This is a genomic window from Actinomadura luteofluorescens (genome assembly GCF_013409365.1).
In the GTDB taxonomy this organism is placed as follows: Bacteria; Actinomycetota; Actinomycetes; order Streptosporangiales; family Streptosporangiaceae; genus Spirillospora; species Spirillospora luteofluorescens.
Genome location: NZ_JACCBA010000001.1, coordinates 2,007,653 through 2,024,922, shown reverse-complemented (window position 1 = coordinate 2,024,922; position 17,270 = coordinate 2,007,653). Strand labels below are relative to the sequence as shown.

The following is a 17,270-nucleotide window of genomic DNA, read 5'->3' as shown; positions in this document are numbered from 1 at the left end:
GCGATCAGGTGTTCCCGAGCCCTGGGGGGCTCCGGGGAGGTAAACGGAAGTCGGCTCTCATCCGTTCCCCGAGGGTCACTGGGGAGCGGATGGTGTGACGAAGCCGTACTTGTTGAACAGCCGCTGAGCGTCGGGCGTGACCAGCCACGCCACGAACGCGTTCGCGGCGTCCTCGTGGCCGCTGTCGCGGACGACCGCGGCGGGGAAGGACGCGGTGACGTTCTGGGCCGCCGGGATGGGCACGCTGCTCGCCGCGATCCCGGCCGAGTTCAGGTCGGTGACGAAGACGATGCCCGCGTCGGCCTCGCCTGCGCGGACCCGGTCCAGGACGGCCCGTGCGCCGATCTCCTCGCTGCTCCACCGGACGGTCACGCCCGCCTTGGCGAGGACCTGGCGGGTGTAGCGGCCGACCGGGACCGTGCCGGCGCCGACGACCACCCGCAGGCCCGGCCGCGCCAGGTCTCGCAGGTCCCGGATCCGGCGGGGGTTGCCCGGCCCGACCGCGATCGTGAGGGTGTCGCGGGCGATGACGCGGCGGCGCCCGCCCAGGTACTCGGCTGCCTCGTCCATGCTGGGGCCGTCGGCCGTCACCAGGACGTCGGCGGGTTCGTGCTCGGCGACGCGGTCGGCGATCTCCGGCGTCCCGCCGAACGCGAAGCGCAGCCTGACGTCCGGGTTCTGCTGGTGGTAGGCCTCACCGATCTCGCCGAGCACCTCCGTCATCGAGGAGGTCGCGAGGACGGTGAGCGTCACCGGCCCGGAGGGGCCGCCGCAGCCCGCGCCGAGGGCGGGCAGGACGAGCGCCGCGAGCAGCGCGGACGCGCGAAGGCGCCGCCGATGGGGGGAATCGGGCATTTGTCTCATCCTAGGGTTGGGGGGGTCGGAGTCCCTGGATTCGGCCCTGGCGTGTCAGAGGCTCGCACTAGTGTTCCGGGCAACTGGAGATCACGTTTCTCGGAGGCCCGACGATGTCCCTCGACCTGATGGAACTGCTGCCCGGCGACTGGCGGGAGCGGCTCGACCCGCTGCTCGACCCGATCGGCACCGCCGCGCTGGGCGCGTTCGTCGCGGGGGAGTACGACGCGCAGACCGTCTACCCGCCGCGCGAGGACCTTTTCAACGCGTTCCGGCACTGCCCGTTCGACGGCGCCCGCGTCCTGATCCTCGGCCAGGATCCCTACCACGGCCCCGGCCAGGCGCACGGGTTGAGCTTCAGCGTGCGCGAGGGCGTCCGGCTTCCGCCGTCGCTGCGCAACATCTACAAGGAACTGGCGGCCGATCTCGACGTCCCCGCGCCGGTGTCCGGCGACCTGACCCGCTGGGCCGACCAGGGCGTCCTGCTGCTGAACGCGGTGCTGACCGTCCGGGGCGGCGAGGCGGGCTCGCACGCGGGCAAGGGCTGGGAGGACTTCACCGACGCCGCGATCCGCGCGCTGAACGACAAGAGCGAGCGCGTTGTTTTCGTCCTCTGGGGCGCCTACGCCCGCAAGAAGGCCCGCCTGGTCACCGGTCCCCAGCACACCGTGATCGAGTCGGCGCACCCGAGCCCGCTCAGCGCGAAGAAGTTCTTCGGGACGCGCCCGTTCAGCGCCGTCAACAAGGCCCTCGTCGACGCCGGCCGCGCCGAGATCGACTGGGCCTAGTAGTCCCCGTCTCGAAAAGCCCTCGGCCACGCGCGCGAACGCGTGACCTGGCCGGTGCAGCGAAGCCGGAGGCGAGCGGAACCGGGCAGATCGCGAAGCGATGCCGCGTTCGCCCAGGCACGGTCACGTAGCGAGCCGCCAGGCGAGCGAAGTGGGCCGGGACTGTGCAAACACAGCCGCCAGGCGAGCGAAGTGGGCCGGGACGTGGAAACACAGCCTCACCCCCGCGGGGGAGCGGTGCGGCCGCTCTCCCTCCGCGGCGGGAGGCGCGAGGCGGGCGGCCCGGTGGATCGTCGGTCCATGACCGTTTCAGTTCACCGGCCCGCCGTGACGACGCTCGCTGCCCGCGGCGGCCCCGGGCGCGCCCGCCTGGCCGTCTGCGCGGTGACGATCGCCGCGTGCGTCCCCTACCTCACCATCAAGATCGCGTGGCTCGCGGGCAGCACGGCCGGCTGGAACGACCCCGCCGCGGCCGAGGGCTCCGCGCTGTACGTGGGCAACGCGATCACCCTGGGCATGGACGCGGCGGCCGTGCTGGTGGCGGCGGCGTTCACCTTCCGCTGGGGCCGCCGGATCCCGGCATGGCTGGTGCTGGCGCCGATCTGGGTCGCGGTGGGCCTGCTCGCGCCGATCGTCCTCGCCGTGCCACTCGGGACGCTCCTGCAGACGCTCTTCTCGTCCGAGCCGCTCACGGGCGACGGCAACGCGCTCCAGGGCTGGGTGTACGGGGTCGTCTACGCGGGCTTCACCGTGCAGGGCATCGGGCTGCTGACGGCGTTCGTCCTGTACGCGCGCGACCGGTGGCCGCGGACGTTCGAGATCCGCACCAGGAGCGTCCCCAAGGGCCCGACCCATGCGCTCCAGGTGCTCCTGGCACGCGGTGCGGCGGTCCCGGCCGCGGTGTTCGCCGCCGCGCAGCTCTACTGGGCGTTCGGAGGGACGGCGGGCCTCCACGGCCGCGAGGCCGCCGACCGGAATCTGGCCCAGCAGCTGGCCGACGGTGTGGAGGGACTGCTGGCGGTCGCCGCCGCGGCCGCGCTCGTGCTGATCGTCCGGCGCGCGGCGCGCCCGGGCCGGTTCGCGGTGCCGCTCGCCGTCGCCTGGGCCGGGTCCGGCACCATGTTCGCGGCGTCCCTCTACGGGCTGCTCGTGGTGCTCGGCCGGCCGGGCTTCCTGGCGCCGGACGCCGCGTCCGCCACGGGCCTGGTCGCCCTCGCCGGGGTGCTCGCCGGGCTCGTCACCGGCCTGACGGGCGCGGTCCTGCTGGCCGAGAGCCGGAGCGCTCTGGCCGAGGGTCAGAGCGCCAGGCCGACCGCCAGCAGCACGCCGTAGGCGATCTGCAGCCGGCCGGTCTCGCCGAGCACCGGGATCAGGGCGGGGCCGGCCGCGCCGTTCAGCACCTTCTGCGTCGGCGGCAGCGACAGCGGCGCCGCGAGAAGCGCGAGCAGCGCCCACGGGTGCGGGGCCGCCAGGGCCAGGGCGAACATGAACGGCAGCGCGGTGCACGCCGCGTACAGGATCCGGGTCCAGCGGTCGCCCAGCAGGACGGCGAGGGTCCGCTTGCCCGACTCCCGGTCGGTGGGGATGTCGCGCAGGTTGTTGGCGACGAGCATCCCGCACGCCAGCAGCCCGATCGGGACCGCCGCCGCCCAGGCCTCCCACGGCAGCTCTTCGATCTGGACGTAGGTCGTCCCGACGACGGCGACGAGGCCGAAGAAGACGAACACCGAGACCTCGCCCAGCGCGCGGTACCCGTACGGCGTCTTGCCGCCCGTGTAGAACCAGGCGGCGAGGATCGCGAACGCGCCGACGAGCAGCAGCCACCACGTCGTCACGGCGGCCAGGACGAGCCCGGCCACGGCGGCGACGAGGAAGCAGCCGAGCGCGGCGGCCAGCACCTGCTTGGGCGGGGCGGCCTTCGATCCGACGAGCCGCAGCGGGCCGACGCGGTCCTCGTCGGTGCCGCGGATGCCGTCGCTGTAGTCGTTGGAGTAGTTCACCCCGATCTGCAGCACGAGAGCGACGACGGCGGCGAGGACGCCGCGCCACCAGACGGGGTCGCCCTCGCCCACGGCGACGCCGGTGCCGACGACGACGGGAACGAGGGACGCGGGCAGGGTGCGGGGCCGGGATCCGGCGACCCATTGGGAGAGCGTGGCCACAGTCACCGCTTGTTCTCGTGGGACGACAGGGGGACTAGCGCTTCGATTCTTCCCGATGAAGATCAGTGCTCGGGCGCAGGCGCAGCGCGGGCCCGAGCCCGAGGGCGAGGATCGCCGCGGTGGTCAGGGCCGCGTTCCTGGTCGCGACGGCGAGGCTGGCGTCCGCGGCGTGCGCCTCGGCGGCCAGCCCGGGCGTGTCGTGCAGATCACGTCCGGAGGTCCCGGCGCTGTGCCGCAGGTCGTGGGCGAGGGCCGCCCGGCGCTCCGGGCTCAGCGCCGAGCCCGCCAGCCGGTCGGTCATCGCGTGCCCGAGGCTCGTCGCGAACACCGTCCCGATCGCGGCGATGCCGAGGGCCGCGCCGACCTGCCGGGCCGTCGACTGGGTTCCGGACGCCTGGCCCGACTGCGCGGGCGGGACGTCCGCGAGCGAGACGTTCGCCAGCTGCGCCGACGTCAGCCCGAGGCCCAGCCCGTACAGCAGCATCCACGGCGCGAGCCCGAGCCCGCCCGTGGTCGCGGAGACGGTGAGCGCCAGCCCGAGGACCGCGGCGACCTCCAGCACCAGGCCGATCTGCACGATCCGGTGGGGGCCGCGCCTGTCGGCGAGCCTGCCCGCGCATCCGCCGGACACGAACGCTCCGACGGCCAGCGGCAGGATCGCCAGGCTGATCTGCAGCGGGTTCGTGCCGTGCACGCCCAGCAGGAACAGCGGCAGGACGAACAGCAGCCCGAGCTCGCCGACGTTGATCAGCGCGGAGGTCAGGTTGCCGCGCCGGAAGTTGGGGACGCGGAACAGCGCGAGGTCGAGCATCACGGGCCGTCCCGCCGCCGCCCGGGACCGCTCGACCACGACCAGCGCCGCGATCAGCACGGCGCCGATCGCCAGGACCGCGGGGACGGGGGACAGGGCGGTCTCTGGCCAGCGCAACGCGCCGACGGTGAACGGGCGCGTCGCGGCCCACCAGCCGTACGTCTGCCCCTCGATGATCCCCCACACGAGCGCGCCGAGGCCGAGGGCGGCCAGCGCGCCGCCCGCCCAGTCGATCCCGCGCCGCACGCCGCCCGGCGCGGGCGCGCGCGTCTCGGGCATGTACCGCAGGGCTCCGGCGATCAGGGCGGCGCCGAGCGGCAGGTTGACCCCGAACGCCCACCGCCAGCCGCCGCCGGTGGCCAGGGCTCCGCCCGCGAGCGGCCCGAGCGCCGCCATGCCGCTGATCATCGAGCCCCAGACGCCGAAGGCGACGGCGCGGTCCCGACCGGTGAACACCGCGTTCACCGTGGACAGCGTCGCCGGCATGAGCATCGAGGCGCCGACGCCCTGCAGTGCCCGCGCGCCGATCAGGGCCGCGCCGCCGGGGGCCAGTGCGGCGGCGAGGCTCGCCGCCGCGAACACCGAGACCCCGAGCACGAACATCCGGCGGCGCCCGACCAGGTCGCCCGCCCGCCCGAACGGGATGAGCAGCGCGGCGAACACCAGCGAGTACACCGAGGTCGCCCACTCCGCGCCCGATGTCGACAGGCCCAGGTCGGAGACGATCCGGGGCAGCAGCACGCCCACGATGGTGGCGTCCACCACGACCAGCGAGACGCCGAGGCTCATCACGACCAGGCCCAGCCGGCGATGCCGGCCGGAGGGCGCCGGTGCGGAGGCACGGGGCGGCGTCAGGAAAGCGGACTCGGGCACGACCTCCAAGATATGGCCGGATCGCCCGTGCGCCTCACCGACCCCTCGCTAGGAGCCGGTCTCGTCCGGCGCGGCGCTGATGTCGGTGTGCAGCCGGATCTGCCGGACGGGCTCGCCCATGTCGAGCGTCCGGGCCGTCCCGTCGGGCGCCCACCCGGCCGAGCCGAGGAACGACCGCGTCACCTCGTCGCCTTCGAACACCCATGAGATCAGGGTGGTGAAGCCGTCGTCGCGGAGCAGGTCCACGGTGGCGGCGAGCAGCCGGCTGCCGTGCCCGGCGCGCGTGTGCAGGGGGTCGACCAGCAGGGTGATCAGTTCGGCGGTGCCGGACGGGTCGAGGCCCGGGTCCTCGGCCGGGGCGTGCGCGGCGAAGCCCACGACGAGGTCGGACGCCACCGCGACCAGCAGCCGGTGCCGCGGGCTCGGCGGCGCGGTCGCCGCCTCCGCCCACTTGTCGCGCCACACCTCCACCGCGGCGTCGCCGGTCACCTGGCTCAGGACGTCCGCCGGCAGCAGGTCGCGGTACCCGTGCCGCCAGGCCCGCACCTGGATGCCGGCGACGGCGGCCGCGTCCGCGCGCCGCGCGGGCCGCACCCCCACATCCGCCATGCCGTGCTCACGTCCTCTCGCCGGGATACCGGCCCACCCTAGCGAGGGCCGGCTACGCGGGGGCGCGCCGCCGTGCCCGGTAGGCGCGCGTCTTGGCGCGGTTGCCGCAGACCTTCATCGAGCACCAGGAGCGCGAGCGGTTCTTGGAGGTGTCCAGGAACGCCCAGCGGCAGGTGTCGACCTGGCAGGTCTTCAGGCGCGGCCAGGTGCCGGCGGCGACCGAGTCCATGACGGCGGCGGCGATCCGGGCCAGGCCGGCGGCGGTGGCGCCCGGCGGGTCGAGCGGGACGAGCGCGGGACGCGGACCGGTCAGGGTGACGCGCAGCGGCAGGGCGGCCAGCACGTCCTCCAGATCGTCTGGGATGTCGGCCTCCTGGGCCCCGTGGTGGGCTTCCATGGCCTCGCGGAGCCCTTCGCGCAGGGCGACGGCGGTGCGGACGTCGGAGTCGACGGCCGCGGCCCCGGAGGGAACGAGCCCCCGTCCGGCGAGCCATCCGGCGAGTCCGGCGGGCGTGGCGATCTCGTCGCTCGCGGACTCGACGTCGAGCGTGTTGACGAAGTCCGCCAGGAGCAGGGCCGGGTCGACCGCGGCCGCCGGGTCCTCGCCCGTGCCGGTGCCGGTCATCGCGCCCTCCTGCTCGTCCATGGGGAACTCTACCAAGCGTCAACACCGGCATAAAGCGTTCACTGGTTGCGTGACCCATGACACCGGCATTACGGTTTAGGTGGTGTCAACGATCGGGAGGACGACCATGAACGAGCTGCCGTACTTCGCGGTGCTCGCGCAGCGCCATGCCTGGGCCGAACGCGAGTACGCCCGCCTGCACGCCGACATCGTCGAGGCGAGGCTCACCGCCCGTGCGCGGGCGCAGAAGCGCTCCGCCCGGAAACGGGCCTGGGTCCGCGACCGGGTCGGCGGGCTGGTGCGGCCCACGCCTCCCGCCCCGTACTGCGCCCGCGCCGCGGCGCGCCCCGCCCGCCCGGCGGAGGTCGTGCGATGAACCCCAAGGTGGGCAACCTCGTCATCGACTGTGCCGACCTGGGCGCCATGGCGGCCTTCTGGGGCGGCCTGCTCGGCATGAAGACCACGGCGCGCAGCGACGACTGGCTCGACCTGGAGCCGCTCGGGGCGGGCGGGCCGATCCTGTCGTTCCAGCGCGTCCCCGAGGGCAAGAAGATCAAGAACCGGCTGCACCTGGACCTGGACGTCCCGGACATCCGCCCCGCCGGCGAGCGGGCGGAGCGCCTCGGCGCGACCCCGGCCGCCGGGCCCATGGGGAACCCGGCGCATCCGTTCCAGGTCTGGCACGACCCCGAGGGCAACGAGTTCTGCTTCTGCACCGCCCCATGACCGCGGGACGGCCCTAAGACCGCAGAACCGAGCCCTAAGACCGCAGAACCGAGGCGAGGCGGCGCACGCCCTCGGCCAGCTCCGCCTCCGAGGCCGCCGTCCCGTAGCTGATCCGCAGGTGGGGGGCGGGGGCTTCGGCGGGGAAGAACGGCCGTCCCGCGCTGACCAGGACGCCCGCGCGCAGCGCGGCCTCGGCCAGCGCGGTGTCGTCCACGCCGTCCGGCAGCCGGACCCACAGGTGGAAACCGCCCGCCGGACGGTTCGGCCGCAGCTCCGGCAGGTCGCAGGCGAGCGCCGTGAGGAGCGCGTCCCGGCGCGAGCGCAGGGCGGCCCGGACGGCCCGGAGGTGGCGCGGCCACCCCGGCGAGCTGACCATTTCCAGCAGCGTCTCCTGCAGCGGCCTGGCGGGGAAGAACTCCTCGACGAGCTGCGTCGCGCGGATCCGCTCGGCGACCGGCCCCCGGGCGACCACCGCGGCCACCCGCATGCTGGGCGCGGTCGCCTTGGTGATGGAGGCGACGTGCACGACCCGGCCGTCGGCGTCCTGCGCGATCAGCGGCGGCGGGGGCGCGTCGATGCCGAGGTGCCGGGCGACGTCGTCCTCCACGACGAACGCGCCCGCCGCGCGCGCGACGTCCAGCACCCGCTCGCGCCGCTCGGGCCCCAGCACCGTGCCGGTCGGGTTGTGGAAGGCGGGCTGGGTGTAGAACACGCGCGCACCGCTGATCGCGAACGCCTCGGCGAGCAGGTCGGGACGGACGCCGTCCGCGTCCACCGGGACGGGCACCGGGTGCAGCCCGCTCGCCCGCGCCACCGCCAGGGCGCCCAGGTACGTCGGCGACTCGACCAGTACCGGGGCGCCCGGTGGGAGCAGGGCCCGCAGCACGGTCGTCAGCGCCTGCTGGCCGCCGTTCGTGATCAGCACGTCGGCGGGGGAGACGCCGCCGCCGATCGTGCGGGCGAACCAGGCGCGCAGTTCGGGCACGCCGCCGAGCCGCGGCATCTCCCACGCGTCCGGGCGCCGGGCCGCCCGCGCCGCCGCCGTCGCGAGCGACCGAACCGGCTGGAGCGACGGGTGCAGGTAGCCGCCGCTGAGCGGGACCACGCCGTCCGGCGCCGGGGTGAGCAGCCACGAGATCCCCGACGGGTCCACGGACCGGTCGCCGAGCGTCACCGCCTGCCAGCCGAAGTCGGCCGGTTCCGCGGCGGCCCGGGCCCTCGGCGCGGCGAACGCCCCGCTGCCCGGGCGCGTCACCACCAGGCCCTCGGCGGCCAGCAGTCCGAGCGCCCGCGACACGGTGACCGGGCTGACCCGGTGCCGCTCGACCAGCGCGCGGCTCGACGGGAGGCGCTCGCCGGGGCTCATCCGGCGGACCTCCGCGCGCAGCCTGCCGGCCAGCGTCGCCACACTGCTATCGTCTTTCATGAGAACAAAAGATAGCGCTACTGCCCCCCGGCGGATAGCGGCCACCACCTCCCGGGCGGGCCTGGGGCTCGCGGCACTCGGCGTCCTGACCTTCTCGCTCACCATCCCGACCACGGTCTTCGGGCTCGAAGGGCTCGACCCGTACGTGATCGGCATCGGCCGCTCCGCCGCCGCGAGCGTCCTCGCCGCCGTCGCACTGCTATCGGTGCGAGCGCGCCCGCCGCGCCGCGGGCAGTGGGCGAGCCTCGCGGTCGTCGTCGCCGGAGTGGTCTTCGGCTTCCCGCTGTTCTCCACGCTCGCGCTCGACCACGGCGCCTCCTCCGCCCATTCGGCCGTCGTCGTCGGGCTGCTGCCCGCCGCCACCGCCGTCCTCGGGGTCCTGCGCGCGGGGGAGCGGCCCTCCCGCGCCTTCTGGCTCGCGAGCGCGGCCGGCGCGGCCTGCGTCACCGCCTTCGCCCTCGTCCGCGGTGCGGGCCACGTGACGCCCGCCGACCTGCTGCTGTTCACCGCCCTGCTCACCTGCGCGGCCGGCTACGCCGAGGGTGCGCGCCTGGCCCGCGACATGCCGGGCTGGCGCGTCATCTCCTGGGCGCTCGTCCTGGCCGCCCCCGTCACCGTCCCGGTCACCGGGTGGCTGCTGGCCACCACCCACCCCGTCTGGACGGCCCACGCCGTGCTCGGCTTCGGCTATGTGTCCGTCTTCTCCGCCTACCTCGGCTTCTTCGCCTGGTACGAGGGCCTGGCGCGGGCCGGGATCGCCCGCGCCAGCCAGGTCCAGCTCACCCAGCCCATGCTCACGCTGCTCTGGTCGGGCGTCCTCCTCGGCGAACGGATCGACGCCACGACCGCGCTGGCCGCCGTGGCCGTGCTGGTCTGCGTGGCCGTCACCCAGCGCGCCCGCATCCGGCGCACCCTGCCCGACGTCGCGCAGGTCCGTGCGGCCGGCGTGCCCGCCGGGCGTGCGCGACGCGGTGGGATCAGTCCTTGACGATCTGGGCCAGGAGCGTGATGACCGCCACGCCGACCCCGATCGGGATCGCCAGATCCGGTGCGGCGGCGGCGAGCGCGGCGGCGCCGATCGCCACGAGGACGATCACGAGGGCCCGCGTGCTGATCAGGGGGCGGGGCTCACCCTGCCTCGGTGGGACTCGCATGCCGGTTGACCTCCATCCGTGTGGACGGTAAGGACCGGGCGGCTCCCCATCGAGACCAACGGGCCGACACCACGAGCCGCCTCGTGCATACAAGGTTCCCCTCTTGTCAACCGCCGCCGCGCGCGGCGCGCGATCACGCCCCAACCATGATCGTTTTATGGACGGATCGTGGGACGCGGCTGGGGCGCCGCTGGGACGGCACGCGCCTGGCGTCCGGCTCTTCCGACATGATTGCGTGATGCGCGTTCTGGGGCGGTTCGGTCGGATTCTGGGATGGGCGGCGGGGTACGTGCTCGGCCTCGCCGCGCTGGTGCTCGCCGGGGCCTGGGTGTGGTGGCAACCCGAACCTCAGGCGCGCGGAACCGAGGCCAACGCGCTCTGGGCGCGCCACCAGTGGGTGGGGGAGCCCCACAGCGACGCCGAGTACCGGGCGCTCGGAGAGCTGCTGAAAGAGAACCGCATCACCGACGTCTTCTTCCACGCGGGGCCGTTCGAGGCGGACGGCACCGTGCCCGAGGCCAAGTACCGCTACGCGCGGCAGCTCCTCGCCGCCGTGCACGAGTACGCGCCCGGCGTCCGCGCTCAGGCGTACCTGGGGCAGATCCGGGTGGTGGACGGCAAGGGCGTCATCGACCTGGACGACCCGGCCGTGCGGGCGAGGGTGCTCAGGACGGACGCGGCCTTCCTCGACCTGGGGTTCGACGGCATCCACTACGACTTCGAGCCGATCTACCCCGACGACCGCGCCTTCCTCGCGCTCATGGACGCCACCCGCGAGCTGACCCGGTCGAAGGGGAAGCTGGTGTCGGTGGCGCTGGAGCAGCAGACCCTCCTGGACGCGGGCCAGCCGGTATACAAGGCGCTCCTGCCCCGCACGGGGAAGTTCCACTATCCGCCGCGCCCCACCCAGGACTTCCTGCGCGCCGTCGCCGACCGCGCCGACCAGGTCGCGATCATGACCTACGACGTGTCGCTGCCCACGCGCTCGCTCGCCGGCTGGCACTTCGCCCGGCACACCCGCACGACGCTGGAGCTCATCGGCGACCGCACGACGGTCTTCATGGGCGTCCCCACCTACCGGCCCCTCATGGACTGGGCGGAGGACCTGCCCGGCGCCCTGCGCGGCGTCCGGCGCGGAGTCGAGGATCTCAAGCGGCCGCCCAGGCGGCCGTACGGCGTCGGCGTGTACGCGGACTGGACGACGAGCCCGGCCGAATGGTCACGTTATCGCGCCACCTGGCTACCCCGAGCGACAGGAAGTTTTGGCGGCTGAGAAACCCCTGCTGCGACGTTCCGAAACTCGCGTTTCCCCAGGTAAAAAGGGGTGGATACCCGCACAATCCCGGGGGTAGTGGAGGGTGCGGAAGGTCAAGCCTCTACAAGCGGATGGCAAGGGAAGTGGGGACGGCCGATGGGTACTCAGCAGTCCGCGCGGCACGACGCCGACCGTATCGGCGAACTGGCCGCCGAGTTCGCCGACTGGCGGATCGGCCGGGGCGGTTCCGGGCAATGGTGGGCCGTCCGGGGGAACGACCTCGTGCGCACGCACGACGTCGAGGAGCTCCGCGTCCGCCTCCAGGAGATGACCGCGGGGTCACGTTATCCAACCGAGTCCGGGACGTGGCCGGACTGACCCCGTAACGCGGCATTTGCGTGCCACGATGACGGTTGTGGGAGCCGCCGCCACGCGTACCCCCGAGCGTGTGGCGGCGGCTTCCTCCCGATTTATCCCGTTCCGCTTCGACCTGCGGGTCCAAGTGGAACGGCCGGAACGGTACCGTTCGTTGCATGGCACCCAGCACATCCACTGGCGCTCCGTTCGGACGGATGCTGACCGCCATGGTCACCCCGTTCCTGCCGGACGGCGGCGTCGACTACGACGGCGCCGCGCGCCTCGCGACCCATCTGGTCGACGAGCGGCGCCACGACGGCCTGGTCGTCAACGGCACGACAGGCGAGTCGCCCACGACGAGCGACGAAGAGAAGAGCAAACTCCTGCGGGCGGTCATCGAGGCGGTCGGCGACCGCGCCGTGATCGTCGCCGGTGCCGGGACGAACCACACCGAGCACAGCCTGAAACTCGCGCGGCAGGCCGAGGCCGCGGGCGCGCACGGCCTGCTCGTGGTCACGCCGTACTACAACAAGCCTCCGCAGGAGGGCCTCGTCCGCCACTTCACGGCGGTGGCCGACGCGACGGCGCTGCCCAACATGCTGTACGACATCCCGGGGCGCGCCGGGGTGCCGATCCAGAACGACACGCTCCTGCAGCTCGCCGAGCACCCGCGGATCGTCGCCGTCAAGGACGCCAAGGCCGACCTGTTCGGCGCGTCCATCGTGATGGCCGAGACCGACCTCGTCTGGTACTCCGGCGACGACAACCTCAACCTCCCCTGGCTGTCGGTCGGGGCGGCGGGGTTCGTCAGCGTGGTCGGCCATGTGGTCGGAGTCGAGCTCCATGAGATGATCGACGCATACCGCGCCGGCGAGCACGGGCGGGCACTGGAGATCCACCGGCGCCTGCTGCCCGTGGTCGCCGCCATCATGACCCGTACGCAGGGCGCCATCGCCGTCAAGGCAGCGCTGAACCTGCTCGGCCTCCCCGGAGGCGGCCCGCTCCGCGCGCCGCTGGTGGAGGCCTCGCCGGAGTTCGCGGCGCGCCTGCGCGAAGACCTCACGATAGGGGGAGTCAAAGTGCCTGAGGTCGTCATCCCGGAGGTCGCCCGGTGAGCCATCCTCACCCGGAGCTTTCGGAACCGCCCGCGCCGCCCAAGGGGGGACTGCGGATCGTCGCGCTCGGCGGGCTGGGGGAGATCGGCCGCAACATGACGGTGTTCGAGTACGGCGGACGCCTGCTCATCGTCGACTGCGGCGTGCTCTTCCCCGAGACCGAGCAGCCCGGCGTCGACCTGATACTGCCCGACTTCGAGTACATCAGGGAACGGCTGGACGACATCGAGGCCGTGATCGTCACGCACGGCCACGAGGACCACATCGGCGCCGTCCCGTACCTGCTGCGCGAGCGCCGCGACATCCCGCTGGTCGGCTCGCGGCTGTCGCTGGCGCTGCTGGAGGCCAAGCTCACCGAGCACCGCATCAAACCGGTGACCGACGTGGTCGTGGAGGGGGAGCGCCGCACCTTCGGGCCGTTCGACTGCGAGTTCCTCGCCGTCAACCACTCGATCCCCGACGCGCTCGCCGTCGCCGTCCGCACGCCCGCCGGGCTCGTCCTGCACACCGGCGACTTCAAGATGGACCAGCTCCCGCTGGACGGCCGGCTCACCGACCTGCCCGGGTTCGCGCGGCTCGGCGCCGAGGGCATCGACCTGCTGATGTCGGACTCGACGAACGCCGAGGTGCCCGGCTTCGTCACCAGCGAGCGCAACATCGGGCCGGTCGTGGACGAGGTGTTCCGCACCGCGCAGGGGCGGCTCATCGTCGCCTGCTTCGCCTCGCACATCCACCGCGTCCAGCAGGTCCTGGACGCCGCCGTCGCCAACGGCCGCAAGGTCTGCTTCGTCGGGCGCTCCATGGTCCGCAACATGGGCGTCGCGCGCGAACTCGGGTACCTGAACGTCCCCGACGACATCATGGTCGAGCAGAAGGTCATCGACGACATCCCCGGCGACCGGCTCGTGCTGGTGTGCACCGGGTCGCAGGGCGAGCCGATGTCGGCGCTGTCGCGGATGGCCAACCGCGACCACTCGATCCGCATCACCGACCGCGACACCGTGATGCTGGCGTCGTCGCTGATCCCGGGCAACGAGAACGCGGTCAACCGCGTCATCAACGGCCTCACCCGGTGGGGCGCCCGCATCGTCCACAAGGGCAACGCGCTCGTGCACGTGTCCGGGCACGCCTCGGCAGGCGAACTGCTGTACGTGCTCAACGTGACCAAGCCGGCGAACTTCATGCCCATCCATGGCGAGTGGCGGCACCTGCGCGCCCACGCCAAGCTCGCCGCGCTCACCGGCGTGCCCGATGACGGCATCGTCATCGCCGAGGACGGCGTCGTCGTCGACCTCCTGGACGGCCAGGCCAAGATCGTCGGCGCGGTGCCCGCCGGGTACGTGTACGTGGACGGCCTGTCGGTCGGCGAGGTCACCGAGACCTCCCTGAAGGACCGGCGCATCCTCGGCGAGGAGGGGTTCGTCTCCATCGTCATCGGCCTCGACTCCACCTCGGGCAAGCTCGTCGCCGGGCCCGAGGTGCACGCCCGCGGCGCCGGCATCGTCAACGAGGACTTCGACGAGGTCATCGCCCGGATCGAGGGCGTGCTGCGGGACGCCGCCGGCGATGGCGTGAACGACGTGCACCAGCTCAGCCAGCTGATCCGGCGCACGGTCGGCAAGTGGGTCAGCGAGAACTACCGCCGCCGACCGATGATCATCCCGGTGGTCGTCGAGGTGTAGCGCCCGTCGGACGGACGGCCGCGGCCGTCCGTCCGACACGCCCCGCCGCCATCCCGGGAACCGCGAGGGTCCTTGGTTACTCTCATAACCATGGCCACACGTGCGTCTGGAGGCGCGAAACCCTCCTCGCGTGCGGGGGGCACGGCGGCTCGCAAGCCCGCAGGTACGACCCCCCGGAAGCGACCGAGCGGCACCAACAAGGGAGGCCGCGGCTCGGGCCGCGGGCGCCCCCCGCAGAAGCCCGACCCGATCCCCCAGGCGGTCCTCGGGTTCTTCAAGCTCCTGTTCAAGCTGTACCTGCTGGCGGCGGTCGCGGTCGGGTCGGTGTTCCGCGCCTACGGGAACGGGGCCCGCAACCTCGACCCCGAGCACCGCCGCGACGGGCTGGGGCTGGCGCTGCTCGGCTCGTCCATCGTGCTGGCCTCCGTCACCTGGTTCCGGCCCGACGGCGTCGTCACCATCGCGCTGGAGAAGGTGGTGCGCGGCGGGCTCGGCATCATGGCGATGGTCCTGCCCGTGCTGCTGGCGCTGCTGGCGTGGCGGACGCTGCGCCACCCCGAGCACCACGAGGACACCGGCCGCGTCGTCATCGGCATCACCGCGCTCGCCGTGGGCGTCCTCGGCATCCTGCACATCGCCGCGGGCGTCCCGTCCCCCGCCAAGGACATGAACGGCGTCCGCGAGTCCGGTGGCGTGGTCGGCTGGCTCGTGTCCGCCCCGCTCGACGCGGCGCTGAGCGGGTGGGTGGCCGTCCCGCTGCTGCTGCTCCTGTCCGGGTTCGGGCTGCTGGTCGTCACCGCGACGCCGATCGCGAAGGTGCCCGAGCGGGTCGCCGACCTGTGGGCGCTGGCCACGCTGCAGAGCCGCCCCGAACGCCCCTCCGAGGGAGAGGCCGGGGAAGAGGGCGCGCCGAAGAAGCGGCGCCGCAAGAACAAGACCGAGGACGGCGACGAGCTGGAGGTCGGCGAGCACTCCAAGCCGTACGACACGCCGCTGCTGGAGGACCGGCCGAAGAAGGCCGAACGGCCCCGCCGCGACCTCGCCGACGAGCTGTTCGAGCCCGACCCGTTCGGCGCGCAGGTCCCGCCGCCGGCCCCGCCCGCCGACGAGCCGATGGACGAGCACGTCGCCGGCGAGTCCATGTCAGCCGATCTGATGTCCGCCGACCCGATGTCCGCCGATCATCCGGCCGAGCCCGCCGGGGCCGAGCAACCCGAGGTGCGCGACCCGACGCCGGCGCCGCGCCGCACCGAGCAGCTGCCGCTGTCGTCGTCCGGCGAGATCTACGTGCTGCCCGACCCGACGGCGCTGCGGCCCGGCAGCGTCTCCAAGCCGCGCACCAAGGCCAACGACACGGTGGTGAACGCGCTCACCGGCGTGCTGGAGCAGTTCGACATCGACGCGCAGGTCACCGGGTTCACCCGGGGCCCGACGATCACCCGGTACGAGATCGAGCTCGGCCCGGCGGTGAAGGTCGAGAAGGTCACCGCGCTGACCAAGAACATCGCCTACGCGGTGAAGAGCGCCGACGTGCGCATCATCTCCCCGATCCCCGGCAAGTCCGCGATCGGCGTCGAGATCCCCAACACCGACAAGGACATCGTCAGCCTCGGCGACGTCCTGCGCTCGCCCGCCGCGACCAACGAGCACCATCCGATGATCGTCGGGCTCGGCAAGGACGTCGAGGGGCGCACGGTCGTGGCTAACCTGGCGAAGATGCCGCACATCCTGATCGCGGGCGCCACCGGGGCCGGCAAGTCGACGTGCATCAACGGCCTGATCACCTCGATCCTGATGCGCGCCACCCCCGACGAGGTGCGGATGATCCTCGTCGACCCCAAACGGGTCGAGCTGACGATGTACCAGGGCATCCCGCACCTCATCACACCGATCATCACCAACCCGAAGAAGGCCGCCGAGGCCCTCGAATGGGTCGTCGGCGAGATGGACCGCCGCTACGACGACCTGGCCGCGTCCGGGTACCGGCACATCGACGACTTCAACAAGGCGGTGAAGGCGGGCAAGCTCGTCCCGCCGCCCGGCAGCGAGCGCGTCTACACCCCGTACCCGTACATGCTCGTCATCGTCGACGAGCTGGCCGACCTGATGATGGTCGCGCCGCGCGACGTGGAGGACTCGGTCGTCCGCATCACCCAGCTCGCCCGCGCCGCGGGGATCCACCTGGTCCTGGCGACGCAGCGGCCCTCGGTCGACGTCGTCACCGGGCTCATCAAGGCCAACGTGCCGTCCCGGCTGGCGTTCGCGACCTCCTCGCTGTCCGACAGCCGCGTCATCCTCGACCAGCCGGGCGCGGAGAAGCTCGTCGGGCAGGGCGACGCGCTGTTCCTGCCGATGGGCGCGAGCAAGCCCATGCGCCTCCAGAACGCCTACGTCTCCGAGAAGGAGATCCACAGCGTCGTCGACCACTGCAAGGGGCAGATGGAGGCGAGCTACCGGGAGGACGTCGCCGCGGCCGGCGCGCCGAAGAAGGAGATCGACGAGGAGATCGGCGACGACATGGACCTGCTCGTCCAGGCGATCGAGCTGGTCGTGTCGACCCAGTTCGGGTCGACGTCGATGCTGCAGCGCAAGCTGCGCGTCGGATTCGCGAAGGCCGGGCGGCTGATGGACCTCATGGAGAGCCGCGACATCGTCGGCCCCAGCGAGGGCTCCAAGGCGCGGGACGTGCTGGCCAAGCCCGACGATCTCCCCGGGGTGCTCGCGGAACTGCGCGGCGGGGGCTGAGCGCGGTGCCGGGGCATTGCGGAATGATGCGAAATCTTGCCCTGTTTCGAACGTGTTGGCAGTCGCCGAACGGGCACCCCCGTTCCT

At 73.1% G+C, this 17,270-nt stretch carries 17 protein-coding genes; 10 read left to right on the top strand and 7 right to left on the bottom strand.

Annotated features, from left to right (window positions below):
• Window positions 1-75 precede the first annotated feature (75 nt).
• Window positions 76-855: a molybdate ABC transporter substrate-binding protein gene (gene modA / locus BJY14_RS09205; protein WP_179843221.1), complete on the bottom strand. Its 780-nt coding sequence runs from the start codon at window positions 853-855 to the stop codon at window positions 76-78.
• 113 nt (window positions 856-968) lie between these two features.
• On the opposite strand from modA, the gene BJY14_RS09200 reads away from it, so the two are divergent.
• The gene (locus tag BJY14_RS09200) at window positions 969-1,643 is read left to right on the top strand and encodes a uracil-DNA glycosylase (protein WP_179843220.1); all 675 of its coding nucleotides are present in this window, start codon (window positions 969-971) and stop codon (window positions 1,641-1,643) included.
• Between the two features lie 300 nt (window positions 1,644-1,943).
• A complete protein-coding gene (locus tag BJY14_RS09195) occupies window positions 1,944-2,975 on the top strand; it encodes a hypothetical protein (protein WP_179843219.1) in 1,032 nt (343 codons plus the stop codon).
• On the opposite strand, the gene BJY14_RS09190 is transcribed toward BJY14_RS09195, so the two are convergent.
• The 4 genes from BJY14_RS09190 to BJY14_RS09175 are packed head-to-tail and all read right to left on the bottom strand — an operon-like array spanning window position 2,939 to window position 6,744.
• Window positions 2,939-3,805, bottom strand: a complete 867-nt coding sequence (locus BJY14_RS09190) for a 1,4-dihydroxy-2-naphthoate polyprenyltransferase (protein ID WP_179849260.1) — start codon at window positions 3,803-3,805, stop codon at window positions 2,939-2,941. The genes BJY14_RS09195 and BJY14_RS09190 overlap by 37 nt on opposite strands.
• Before the next feature lie 34 nt (window positions 3,806-3,839).
• Entirely contained in the window at window positions 3,840-5,489 is a 1,650-nt protein-coding gene (locus tag BJY14_RS09185) for an MFS transporter (protein WP_312879084.1), read from the bottom strand.
• Between the two features lie 48 nt (window positions 5,490-5,537).
• Complete coding sequence (locus tag BJY14_RS09180) at window positions 5,538-6,098, bottom strand: GNAT family N-acetyltransferase (RefSeq protein ID WP_179843218.1); 561 nt, start codon at window positions 6,096-6,098, stop codon at window positions 5,538-5,540.
• A gap of 52 nt (window positions 6,099-6,150) precedes the next feature.
• Complete coding sequence (locus BJY14_RS09175) at window positions 6,151-6,744, bottom strand: CGNR zinc finger domain-containing protein (RefSeq protein ID WP_246395856.1); 594 nt, start codon at window positions 6,742-6,744, stop codon at window positions 6,151-6,153.
• Window positions 6,745-6,850: 106 nt separating this feature from the next.
• On the opposite strand from BJY14_RS09175, the gene BJY14_RS09170 reads away from it, so the two are divergent.
• Both BJY14_RS09170 and BJY14_RS09165 read left to right on the top strand, forming a co-directional pair.
• On the top strand, window positions 6,851-7,099 hold the full coding sequence (locus BJY14_RS09170) for a hypothetical protein (protein ID WP_179843217.1): 249 nt from the start codon (window positions 6,851-6,853) through the stop codon (window positions 7,097-7,099).
• On the top strand, window positions 7,096-7,449 hold the full coding sequence (locus BJY14_RS09165) for a VOC family protein (protein ID WP_179843216.1): 354 nt from the start codon (window positions 7,096-7,098) through the stop codon (window positions 7,447-7,449). Before BJY14_RS09170 ends, BJY14_RS09165 begins: the two co-directional genes overlap by 4 nt.
• A gap of 34 nt (window positions 7,450-7,483) precedes the next feature.
• Here BJY14_RS09165 and BJY14_RS09160 read toward each other — a convergent pair whose 3' ends face one another.
• Window positions 7,484-8,875 carry an aminotransferase-like domain-containing protein gene (locus BJY14_RS09160; protein ID WP_179843215.1) on the bottom strand — a complete coding sequence of 464 codons (1,392 nt, stop codon included), beginning with the start codon at window positions 8,873-8,875 and terminating at the stop codon, window positions 7,484-7,486.
• Here BJY14_RS09160 and BJY14_RS09155 point away from each other — a divergent pair.
• Window positions 8,874-9,863 carry a DMT family transporter gene (locus BJY14_RS09155; protein WP_179843214.1) on the top strand — a complete coding sequence of 330 codons (990 nt, stop codon included), beginning with the start codon at window positions 8,874-8,876 and terminating at the stop codon, window positions 9,861-9,863. The genes BJY14_RS09160 and BJY14_RS09155 overlap by 2 nt on opposite strands.
• Here the strand turns inward: BJY14_RS09155 and BJY14_RS09150 are convergent.
• Window positions 9,853-10,029 carry a hypothetical protein gene (locus BJY14_RS09150; RefSeq protein ID WP_179278875.1) on the bottom strand — a complete coding sequence of 59 codons (177 nt, stop codon included), beginning with the start codon at window positions 10,027-10,029 and terminating at the stop codon, window positions 9,853-9,855. The two genes, BJY14_RS09155 and BJY14_RS09150, sit on opposite strands and share 11 nt — an antisense overlap.
• A 238-nt stretch (window positions 10,030-10,267) precedes the next feature.
• Here BJY14_RS09150 and BJY14_RS09145 point away from each other — a divergent pair, with 238 nt between their 5' ends.
• The 5 genes from BJY14_RS09145 to BJY14_RS09125 all read left to right on the top strand — a co-directional run bounded on the left by BJY14_RS09145 (window position 10,268) and on the right by BJY14_RS09125 (window position 17,183).
• Window positions 10,268-11,302: a glycoside hydrolase family 18 protein gene (locus BJY14_RS09145; protein WP_179843213.1), complete on the top strand. Its 1,035-nt coding sequence runs from the start codon at window positions 10,268-10,270 to the stop codon at window positions 11,300-11,302.
• Between the two features lie 138 nt (window positions 11,303-11,440).
• Window positions 11,441-11,662 carry a hypothetical protein gene (locus tag BJY14_RS09140; protein ID WP_179843212.1) on the top strand — a complete coding sequence of 74 codons (222 nt, stop codon included), beginning with the start codon at window positions 11,441-11,443 and terminating at the stop codon, window positions 11,660-11,662.
• A gap of 155 nt (window positions 11,663-11,817) precedes the next feature.
• Window positions 11,818-12,756 carry a 4-hydroxy-tetrahydrodipicolinate synthase gene (gene dapA, locus BJY14_RS09135; protein ID WP_179843211.1) on the top strand — a complete coding sequence of 313 codons (939 nt, stop codon included), beginning with the start codon at window positions 11,818-11,820 and terminating at the stop codon, window positions 12,754-12,756.
• A complete protein-coding gene (locus BJY14_RS09130; RefSeq protein WP_179843210.1) occupies window positions 12,753-14,438 on the top strand; it encodes a ribonuclease J in 1,686 nt (561 codons plus the stop codon). Before dapA ends, BJY14_RS09130 begins: the two co-directional genes overlap by 4 nt.
• A 90-nt stretch (window positions 14,439-14,528) precedes the next feature.
• On the top strand, window positions 14,529-17,183 hold the full coding sequence (locus BJY14_RS09125) for a DNA translocase FtsK (RefSeq protein ID WP_179843209.1): 2,655 nt from the start codon (window positions 14,529-14,531) through the stop codon (window positions 17,181-17,183).
• Window positions 17,184-17,270: the final 87 nt, after the last annotated feature.